Here is a 586-nt window from a genome sequence, read left to right as displayed (position 1 = left end):
AGCGCGACGTCGAATTTGTTACCGATTTACAAGCGCATACGCCAGTTGAAATTAATCGCCATCACTTGCTACAAATTTTGGTTAACCTGCAAATGAACGCCATTCATGCGATGAACGGCAAAGGAAAACTGATCGTAATGAGTGAAGATTGGATTGAAGAAGGTGAAATAAAGGGCGCAGCGATTCATGTTATCGACGATGGTTGTGGTATCAAACCAGAAAACTTAAATCGAATTTTCTCACCGTTTTACACGACGAAACGTGATGGTACCGGATTAGGCTTGTCGGTTTCGCAAAGTATTCTCAGTCAAACGGGTGGCGAGCTGAAAGCCGAATCGGAGTGGGGTAAAGGAAGTACATTCAGCATCTATTTACCGAAGAAAGCCGAGCTACTGCTGGAAGTGACGAACATCGCGTAACGTAAACCAACGCCAGTTCCATCAAAAAAGGTCAGTGAAAACTGGCCTTTTTCTTATCTACTCATCTTATCCTTCGTTGCCACTTCAAGTACGACAAATGACATGGATTTTTCGCCTTTTCGTACAGAAAAACACAGGTAACGAAACATATTTCCCATTAATTAATA

General features: G+C 42.3%; 1 protein-coding gene. It reads left to right on the top strand.

What is annotated here, in order from left to right; genetic code table 11:
* Positions 1–419, top strand: a 419-nt coding sequence (locus R7Q11_RS27940; protein WP_263857220.1) for a sensor histidine kinase, incomplete at its 5' end; no start/stop codon positions are given.
* Positions 420–586 lie beyond the last annotated feature (167 nt).

Source organism: Vibrio sp. 970, from assembly GCF_033339075.1.
Note: the sequence above shows the minus strand (reverse complement) of the source record. Positions and strands in the feature narration are given on the sequence as shown.